The following is an 8,464-nucleotide window of genomic DNA, read 5'->3' on the forward strand; positions in this document are numbered from 1 at the left end:
TGAAATGGGGCGAAAGTCTGTGGACTCTGTGTAAGACAGTACATGGTTTTTTAACTGTGGTATGCGACGGTGGTGGAAGCAGAAACTTAAATCGTGAGGTTTAGGAATCGCCGCACTTTTAGGGCGGCGAGGATGTCAATAAAGATGAGGCTAATCCCTGCCATCTTAGGGCATACTGTGAGTGTAACGAAGCACCATATTATTCAGTTTGCTTTCCCACTCCTTCCCTAGCTGAATCTCTATATTGGAGAAGCCATAGTCATGATCGAAATGAAAGTCGCTGGAATTGCCCTAGACGCTATCACTCGCAGTCCCATTGTACTGCTGAAGGATGGTTCCGAGCGTCGCGCCCTACCTATCTACATCGGACAAGATCAGGCTAAGGCCATTATCACCGTCCTCGAACAACAAAGACCCCCTCGTCCCCTCACCCACGATTTGATCGCTAATATTTTTAAAGTTTGGGACATGGATTTAGAAAAGATTATCATCCATTCTCTCCAAGATAATACCTTTTATGCTGTTCTCTGTCTCCAGCGCGGCGAAGTCAAAAAAGAAATCGATTGTCGTCCCAGTGATGCGATCGCCATTGCCCTGCGTACCAACAGTCCTGTCTGGGTAATGGAAGAAGTGATCGCTTCCGCTTCTATCCCTGTCGATCGTGACGCGGATGAGCAGGAACGTCAAGCTTTTCGCAATTTCGTCTCCAATCTTAGCCCCTCAGACCTGATCCAACGTCACGGTGATTTTAGTGATCAGTGAAAATTCAGGAGATAGGAGATAGGGGTTTAGGGGTTTAGGGGTTTAGGGAAATTTCAGCCAAATGCTCCACTTCCCCACTTCCCCACTTCCCCACTTCCCCACTTCCCCACTTCCCCACTTCCCCATCACCCCACACCCCACACCCCACACCCCACACCCCACACCCAATACCTTCTAACTGGTAACTGATAACTGATAACTGGTAACTGATAACTGATAACTGATAACTGAATCAATGCGTTATCGACGATTTGGCCGTACTAATTGGCAATTTTCGCTGTTTTCCCTGGGGACAATGCGCTGTTTGTCCTCAGAGTCGGTGTTTACTGCAACAGTTGATCGCGCCCTAGAATTGGGGATTAATCACCTAGAAACAGCCAGAGGTTACGGTAATAGCGAAGTTTTTCTCGGTCGCTACCTGCAGCGTCAAGGAGTGCGGGAGCGGGTTTATCTGACTACGAAATTGGTCCCCACTCCCGATCGCCAAACTATGGAAAAAGCGATCGCCGAATCCCTAGAACGATTACAATCAAATTACCTCGATTGTCTAGCAATTCACGGTATTAACACCCGCGAGCATTTAAACTGGATTAAAGACCCGCAAGGCTGCATGAAAGCCGTTTTTATGGCCCAAGAAGCTGGAAAAATCGGTCATATTGGCTTTTCTACCCATGCACCCCTAGAAATTATTCTGGAGACGATCAATACAGATTTCTTCGCTTTTGTCAATATCCATTACTATTTTTTTTGGCAAAGACAGCAACCGGCGATCGCTTTAGCCCAAGCAAAGGACATGGGTGTGTTTATTATTTCCCCTGCTGATAAGGGAGGTGGTCTCCACAGACCTCCCAAGAAGCTAGAGGAATTATGCGCTCCTTTTTCACCCTTAGAGCTAAATTATCGCTTTTTATTGAGCGATCCGCGCATTACTACCCTCAGCGTCGGGGCAGCGATCCCAGAGGAATTAGAGGCAATTATTAACGTATGCGAAGGAGATCAGCCCCTAGATGCGGCAGAAATTGCCGTTTTTAAGCGTTTAGAGGCACATTTAACCGATAAATTGGCTACAGATCTATGTAGCCAATGTTATCAATGTTTACCCTGTCCCGAAAATATTAATATCCCCGAAGTGTTGAGACTGCGGAATCTGGCAGTAGCTTACGAAATGACCGATTTTGGCCAGTATCGCTATCGAATGCTGGAAAATGCTGGTCATTGGTTCCCCGGACGCAAGGCCAATAATTGTACTGAATGTGGTGATTGTTTACCTCGCTGCCCGGAAAAATTGCCAATTCCCCAGCTGCTATTTAATACACACGAACTACTTAATGGCGCACCGCAACGGAGATTGTGGTCATCTTAGGACGAAACCCGAAAAAATTTTTTTTGGGGATCGTCAAAGTGTAAAAACTATCTTAAGATTAACAGGTAAGAGAATTAACTTTCTTGAATTTAAAGAGACAGAAAACAAGAAATAGATTAAGGAGTAAAGGATATGGCACTCGTCCCCATGCGGTTATTGTTGGATCACGCGGCTGAGAACGGATATGGCATCCCCGCTTTTAACGTAAATAATATGGAGCAGATCCAAGCGATCATGCAAGCGGCGGCAGCCACCGACAGCCCCGTTATCCTACAAGCTTCTCGCGGTGCGCGCAAATATGCAGGGGAAAACTTCCTGCGTCACTTGATCACCGCCGCGGTGGAAACCTATCCTCATATCCCCATCGTGATGCACCAAGATCACGGTAATGAACCCGCCACCTGCTACTCGGCCATCCGTAACGGTTTCACCAGCGTCATGATGGATGGTTCCTTAGAAGCGGATGCTAAAACTCCCGCCACCTACGAGTACAACGTTAACGTTACTGCTGAAGTGGTAAAAGTTGCCCACTCGATCGGTGCTAGTGTGGAAGGAGAACTCGGTTGTTTAGGTTCCCTAGAAACTGGTAAAGGAGAAGCGGAAGACGGCCACGGTTTTGAAGGGGAATTAGATCACTCGATGCTGTTAACCGATCCCGATGAAGCGGTGGATTTCGTCGAAAGAACTCAAGTAGATGCTTTAGCAGTAGCCATTGGTACTAGCCACGGCGCTTACAAATTTACCCGCAAACCCACCGGCGAAATTCTCGCTATTAGCCGTATTGAAGAAATTCATAACCGCTTACCCAATACTCACTTGGTTATGCACGGTTCTTCCTCGGTTCCCGAAGATCTCCTCGAATTAATCAACCAATTCGGTGGCGCTATCCCCGAAACCTACGGTGTTCCCGTGGAAGAAATCCAAAAAGGCATCAAGAGTGGTGTGCGTAAAATCAATATCGACACCGACTGCCGTTTAGCAATTACCGCCGCAGTTCGTGAAGCACTATTCAGCAACCCGAAAGAGTTTGATCCCCGTTTCTTCCTGAAACCCTCGATCACCTATATGCAGAAAGTTTGTGCCGATCGCTATCAACAATTTGGTACCGCCGGTAACGCCAGCAAAATCAAACAAATGTCCCTCGATGATTACGCAGCCAAATATGCTAAAGGGCAATTAACCCAAGTCAGCAAAAAAGTTGTGGCTGTCTAGTAGCTGAACAATTAAGCGATCGCTTAATGGCACCGATCTAGGAGAATTTTTTGGGGTAGTTAACCATAACTACCCTCTTTTTTATGGGAATGCCTTCAAGGGAAAGAGTTGTCAGATAAGAATCGATGGCTCTCTTGGGTTTGGTGGGTAAAATGTATTCTAAGATACAGTTCCGCCAGCGAGTGAGTGGGGTGCATCTCACATTTGCGGGAATACCGACAATCAGCAATTATCAGTGACTCTTAGATGATTACAAATATATCAGCAGCTGGGTGTAAGCATCCCACCGAAAAGCTCATGCGCTCCGGGGTTTGGGTAGGGTTGATTCATGAATCAACCCTACCCAAACGGGTGGTTTGGGGGGTTCTACCCCCCAAAAGCTGGGATTGAGCGATAAAACCGAAAGTAATGCCCGATCTTAGCCGAGAGTTTCCCCGTAAAAATCCCAATTGGTAGATTTACAAAAATGAGATGCACCCAGCGAGTGGAACGAACCACAAAGACACAAAGGACACAAAGATTGATCGCTCCTATATAAGTTAAACTGATCACACAAAGAATAAGAGAGCCAATCGATTTCAGAGAAAAGACTATACTGAAAATAATCAGCAGATCAGCACTTGATTTATAAGAGAAGCAAGATGAGAAAAAAATCGTTGTGGGTGGGATTATTAGTGGGATTTTGGTTTTGTCTGACTTGGATGGCATGGACACCCACAGCAGCCGCCTTTAGCGAAGAACAAAAATTATTACTACAATCTTGGCGATTAGTCAACCAATCTTATTATGATGACACATTTAATCATCAAAACTGGTGGCAGGTGCGGGAACAATTCATCAAAAAACCCCTCAACGATCGGACGGCGGCCTATAATGCGATCGAACAGATGTTAGCCACCCTCGATGAACCCTTTACCCGTCTCCTGCGACCGGATCAATACCATAACCTACAAATTAGCACCACGGGGGAATTATCGGGGGTAGGACTGCAAATTAATATCAATCCCGACAATGGTTACTTAGAAGTAGTTGCCCCCCTTGCCGGTTCTCCTGCCGAGGCCGCTGGTTTGACTAGCCACGATCGCATTTTGTTTATTGATGGCATCGATACCACTACTTTAACCCTCGATGTAGCAGCAGCCAAAATGCGCGGGACCGCCGGAACAGAAGTTTCCTTAGTCATTCTTCCCTATCAAAAAAGTCAACCAAAAACCCTATCTTTAACCCGTCAACGGATTTCTTTAAGTCCAGTGGTAGCGGTTTTAGATAAAAATTCTAGTTCCTTGCCCATCGGTTATGTGCGCTTAAATCAATTTAGTGCTAACGCTGCCAAAGAAGTCTCGGAAGCGGTGACAGATTTACAAAAACAAGGGGCAAAGGGTTATATTTTAGATTTAAGAAATAACCCCGGTGGTTTACTGCAAGCGGGCATAGAAATCGCTCGGATGTGGATTAATCAGGGAACGATTGTTTATACGGTTAATCGCGAGGGAATTGCCGATAGTTTTGCCGCTTCTGGCAATGCTTTAACCGACTCGCCTTTAGTCGTTTTAGTCAATCAGGGAACCGCCAGCGCCAGCGAGATTTTAGCTGGAGCATTACAGGACAATCAGCGAGGGGTTTTAGTGGGAGAAAAGACTTTCGGTAAGGGATTAATTCAGTCCCTATTCGAGTTACCCGATGGGGCAGGATTAGCGATTACCGTGGCGAAATATGAAACTCCCGCCCACCATGATATTCATAAGTTAGGAATTATCCCGGATCAAGTGGTGGCACAGGAACCGATCACATATCAGGAAATCGGCACCGAAAAAGATAGTCAATACCAAACGGCAATTCAGTTTTTAAACCAGAACACCGTTTTAGCCAAAGCTTCCTAAGTGGGGTTTTCAGTTATCAGTTACCAGTTATCAGTTATCAGTTATCAGATGCGAGTTTTCAGGATTCTTCGTTACTTGGTATAGTTCGATCGGGGGGCATAAATCGACTAAATCCTTATCTGGCAAGAGACTTAATTGATTAGTTCGTTAGAGAGGGAAAACAATTAACAAAGATCGCATCAATGTCTTTATATATAAGGGTTTTATCCCTTATAGCCCCGTTTATTGCCTAAGACAAACAAAAAGAACCGTTTTCAGTTTACTGTTTACTGTTTACTGTTTACTGATCACTGAAAAAACTTCCCACACCCCACACCCGACGGCATAGATCGAACAAATTAGCCATTTTTTCCATCAATATCTAAATTAAGATGGAAACCTGTTTGATTTGAAGAGAATGCTAACATCGATTAGAATTTTCCCAGTCCGGGCTTTTCAGTCTTGCAACCTTGACTCATCCTTGATTTTACTGCCATGCAGAGATATATTCGATCGCCCCTAGCCCTAACCCTGAGTATCAGCCTCTTAGCTAATTTTTTAACCGCTTGTAATAATGCCCAAACCCCGAATAACAACGCCTCTAGTCCCACCACCACTGCCCCCGGTGATGAGGGACTAAAATTAGGAGCATTACTGCCCATTACTGGAGATTTAGCCGCTATTGGTCAAAATATGCCCGAAGCAGCCGCCCTAGCGGTAGAGACTATCAATGCCTGTGGTGGAGTCAATGGCAAACCCGTCACCCTCGTGAAAGAAGATGACCAAACCGATCCCGCCGCCGGTGCTTCAGCGATGACGAAACTAGCGGAGGTGGATAAAGTAGCCGGTGTGATCGGTTCCTTTGCCAGTAGCGTCTCAGGAGCAGCCGTCGATGTGGCGGTGAGAAAGAAAGTTATGTTAGTCTCTCCGGGTAGCACCAGTCCTGTATTTACTGACAGGGCGAAAAAAGGCGATTTTCAAGGTTTTTGGGCGCGGACGGCTCCCCCGGACACCTACCAAGCTCAAGCTTTAGCGGTCCTAGCTAAGAAAAAGGGTTTTCAAAATGTGGCCACCGTCGTGATCAATAACGATTACGGAGTCGGATTTGAACGGGAATTTGTGAGCGCTTTCGATAAATTAGGCGGCACTATCACTAATAAGCAAAATCCTGTCCGTTATGACCCGAAAGCTGCCACTCTCGATAGTGAAGCAGCGGCTGCCTTCGCTAACCAACCGGATGCTGTAGCGGCAGTCCTTTACGCTGAAACGGGCAGTTTATTACTGCAAGCGGCCTATAAACAGGGATTGACCAAAGGAGTTACCGTCCTCCTCACCGATGGGGTTTATTCGGAAGATTTCACCAAACAGGTGGGGAAAGGAACCGATGGTAAGTCAATTATTGCCGGCGCCCTAGGTACAGTCCCTGGGGCCGACGGTCAAGCTTTAAGCGCTTTTACTACTCTCTGGAAGGAAAAAACTGGCAAGGATGTCACCGCTTTTGTTCCCCATACTTGGGACGCGGCGGTTTTATTGATGTTAGCAGCCGAGGCGGCTAAATCTAACACTGGTGAAGGGATTCAAAGCAAGATTCGTGAGGTGGCTAACGGTCCGGGGACGGAAGTAACCGATGCTTGTCAAGCCATGGAAATGATTCGCAAAGGCGAGGATATTAACTATCAGGGGGCCAGTGGCAATGTGGATATCGATGAAAATGGCGATGTGGTCGGTAGTTACGATGTCTGGACTGTCAAGGATGACGGGACTCTCAAGGTTATCGATCAGGTGACACCTAATCAGTAATCAGTAATCAGTAATCAGTGATCAGGAGTCAGGAGGCGGTCGGCGGTCGGCGGTCGGCGGTCGGCGGTCGGCAGGAGGTAGGGGATAGGGTGATAGGGATTTAGGGGTTTAGGGAAATTTCAGCCAAATGCTCCACTTCCCCACTACTTCACTACCCCACTTCATAATTCATCATTCATACTTTGTGCTTTTTGTCAAAAAAACTTTTTTTTTGCAACAAAACTACACAAAAAAAAGATCATCGTTGTGGGTGAAATTGACTCATTTACCTGTCTTAATTAGGGTCTGCTGAAAAAGTTTTTCCTAGGGGCAGGGTGTAGGGTGTAGGGTGTGGGGTGTGGGGTTTTACAGATTTTGAGGGGGTCAATTACCTAATTTTCAGGGAAAAAGTCCCTGAATTTCCCCAACAGTCTTATGGGATGAAAATTCGACCGACTCCCATATAGTTTTCTAGATCAAATAAAATCTCAATCAAGCGGGTAGCACATCTTTGCCGATAGCTACTTTCATCAAAGCGATCAGGGTTTCCAATTGTCAGAATTGGCAGGGAAGCGGGTGTATTTTCTTCACGTATGGTTTGTTCCAGCGAATCAATTCCTTTCATATTTCGATTTGCTGTAATTAAAATCATCTGAGTGTTTTGAGTAAATTGCCAAACAACCCGATCACTACTATCCATCGGCAATCCAACATCCTGAAAGGTGAAGAAGCGGATGGGCAAAAGATCAAGCCATCCTTCTGCTGAGAGGGTTCCCCAGAATAAAACAACATCGCCCGTTAAGTTGTAGTCAATCAGAAAGTTCATGATTGAGATTCAATGCGTGCTTTCCACTCTTGAAGCTTCGCACGAATGGTTTCTTGACCAGGCTTAGGGGGCATCGCCGCAATCTTGGCAAATCGCTCACGATTTCGCTCTTCCCAGTATTGACGAATTTCTGTCGCTGTCTGCAAGCATTCTTGATACTCGGCTTCAACCTCAGTACAATGAGTCTCAATGTATGCTAGGGCTGAATCAATCTGTCTATCATTAAGACCAAGTTTTTCACGAATCAGCTTGGGGGGATACTGAGCCTTTAGGTAATCCATAACATCATAAAGGGTAATTCGCGTACCGGCGATTGTCAATCCACGCTCTGTACGAATAATAGCTGATTGCCCGTTGGATACCAGAACCATACTCATAACCTTCTAGAATTTCATCGAAAATTTGGGTCTGAAACCCCGCCGTTTTAGGTTGGCTTTGCTGTTAAATATTAGCATCGTTTACGAAATATATGCTAAAATATTAGACATTGAAAAAGCCAATTATTAACGATTTTAACCCAAACCCGAAAAATAGTCCCTATTTAGGCGCACATTGGGCTGTGTAAGATTAGTTGACAACAAAGCTCTCCACGAACGAACACAAGCTTGGTACGAAAAGCAAGAAAGAGTAGGCTACGCTCAAACTTCTTCAATGCTAACCGAG

General features: G+C 45.7%; 8 protein-coding genes and 2 pseudogenes. 6 read left to right on the forward strand and 4 right to left on the reverse strand.

Translation table 11 applies throughout. From position 1 onward, the window contains the following. Positions 1-261: 261 nt before the first annotated feature. The 3 genes from O9332_RS10100 to fba all read left to right on the forward strand — a co-directional run bounded on the left by O9332_RS10100 (position 262) and on the right by fba (position 3,337). The gene (locus tag O9332_RS10100) at positions 262-762 is read left to right on the forward strand and encodes a bifunctional nuclease family protein (RefSeq protein WP_002758898.1); all 501 of its coding nucleotides are present in this window, start codon (positions 262-264) and stop codon (positions 760-762) included. A gap of 235 nt (positions 763-997) precedes the next feature. Beyond that, a complete protein-coding gene (locus tag O9332_RS10105; RefSeq protein ID WP_002758897.1) occupies positions 998-2,125 on the forward strand; it encodes an aldo/keto reductase in 1,128 nt (375 codons plus the stop codon). Between the two features lie 132 nt (positions 2,126-2,257). After that, positions 2,258-3,337 carry a class II fructose-bisphosphate aldolase gene (gene fba / locus O9332_RS10110; RefSeq protein WP_002744497.1) on the forward strand — a complete coding sequence of 360 codons (1,080 nt, stop codon included), beginning with the start codon at positions 2,258-2,260 and terminating at the stop codon, positions 3,335-3,337. 242 nt (positions 3,338-3,579) lie between these two features. On the opposite strand, the pseudogene O9332_RS28030 reads toward fba, so the two are convergent. Together O9332_RS28030 and O9332_RS10115 are read right to left on the reverse strand one after the other, a co-directional pair. Continuing rightward, positions 3,580-3,786, reverse strand: a pseudogene (locus O9332_RS28030) (hypothetical protein). Next, a complete protein-coding gene (locus O9332_RS10115) occupies positions 3,704-3,919 on the reverse strand; it encodes a hypothetical protein (RefSeq protein WP_223212993.1) in 216 nt (71 codons plus the stop codon). The pseudogene O9332_RS28030 and the gene O9332_RS10115 overlap by 83 nt, the downstream one beginning before the upstream one ends. Before the next feature lie 59 nt (positions 3,920-3,978). On the opposite strand from O9332_RS10115, the gene ctpA reads away from it, so the two are divergent. Together ctpA and O9332_RS10125 are read left to right on the forward strand one after the other, a co-directional pair. Then, a complete protein-coding gene (gene ctpA / locus O9332_RS10120) occupies positions 3,979-5,217 on the forward strand; it encodes a carboxyl-terminal processing protease CtpA (protein ID WP_002758895.1) in 1,239 nt (412 codons plus the stop codon). A 474-nt stretch (positions 5,218-5,691) separates the two neighbouring features. Beyond that, positions 5,692-6,996: an ABC transporter substrate-binding protein gene (locus O9332_RS10125; RefSeq protein ID WP_002758894.1), complete on the forward strand. Its 1,305-nt coding sequence runs from the start codon at positions 5,692-5,694 to the stop codon at positions 6,994-6,996. Between the two features lie 412 nt (positions 6,997-7,408). On the opposite strand, the gene O9332_RS10130 is transcribed toward O9332_RS10125, so the two are convergent. Both O9332_RS10130 and O9332_RS10135 read right to left on the reverse strand, forming a co-directional pair. Beyond that, positions 7,409-7,801 carry an ACP S-malonyltransferase gene (locus tag O9332_RS10130; protein ID WP_149988453.1) on the reverse strand — a complete coding sequence of 131 codons (393 nt, stop codon included), beginning with the start codon at positions 7,799-7,801 and terminating at the stop codon, positions 7,409-7,411. Further along, positions 7,798-8,172, reverse strand: coding sequence for a DUF433 domain-containing protein (locus O9332_RS10135; protein WP_002758892.1), 375 nt, complete (start codon positions 8,170-8,172; stop codon positions 7,798-7,800). The genes O9332_RS10130 and O9332_RS10135 overlap by 4 nt, the downstream gene beginning before the upstream one ends. Positions 8,173-8,335: 163 nt before the next feature. Here O9332_RS10135 and O9332_RS10140 point away from each other — a divergent pair. Then, positions 8,336-8,464: pseudogene (locus O9332_RS10140) on the forward strand (helix-turn-helix domain-containing protein); the annotation flags it as partial.

It is taken from the genome of Microcystis sp. LE19-10.1B (genome assembly GCF_027530565.1).
Taxonomy (GTDB): domain Bacteria; phylum Cyanobacteriota; class Cyanobacteriia; order Cyanobacteriales; family Microcystaceae; genus Microcystis; species Microcystis aeruginosa.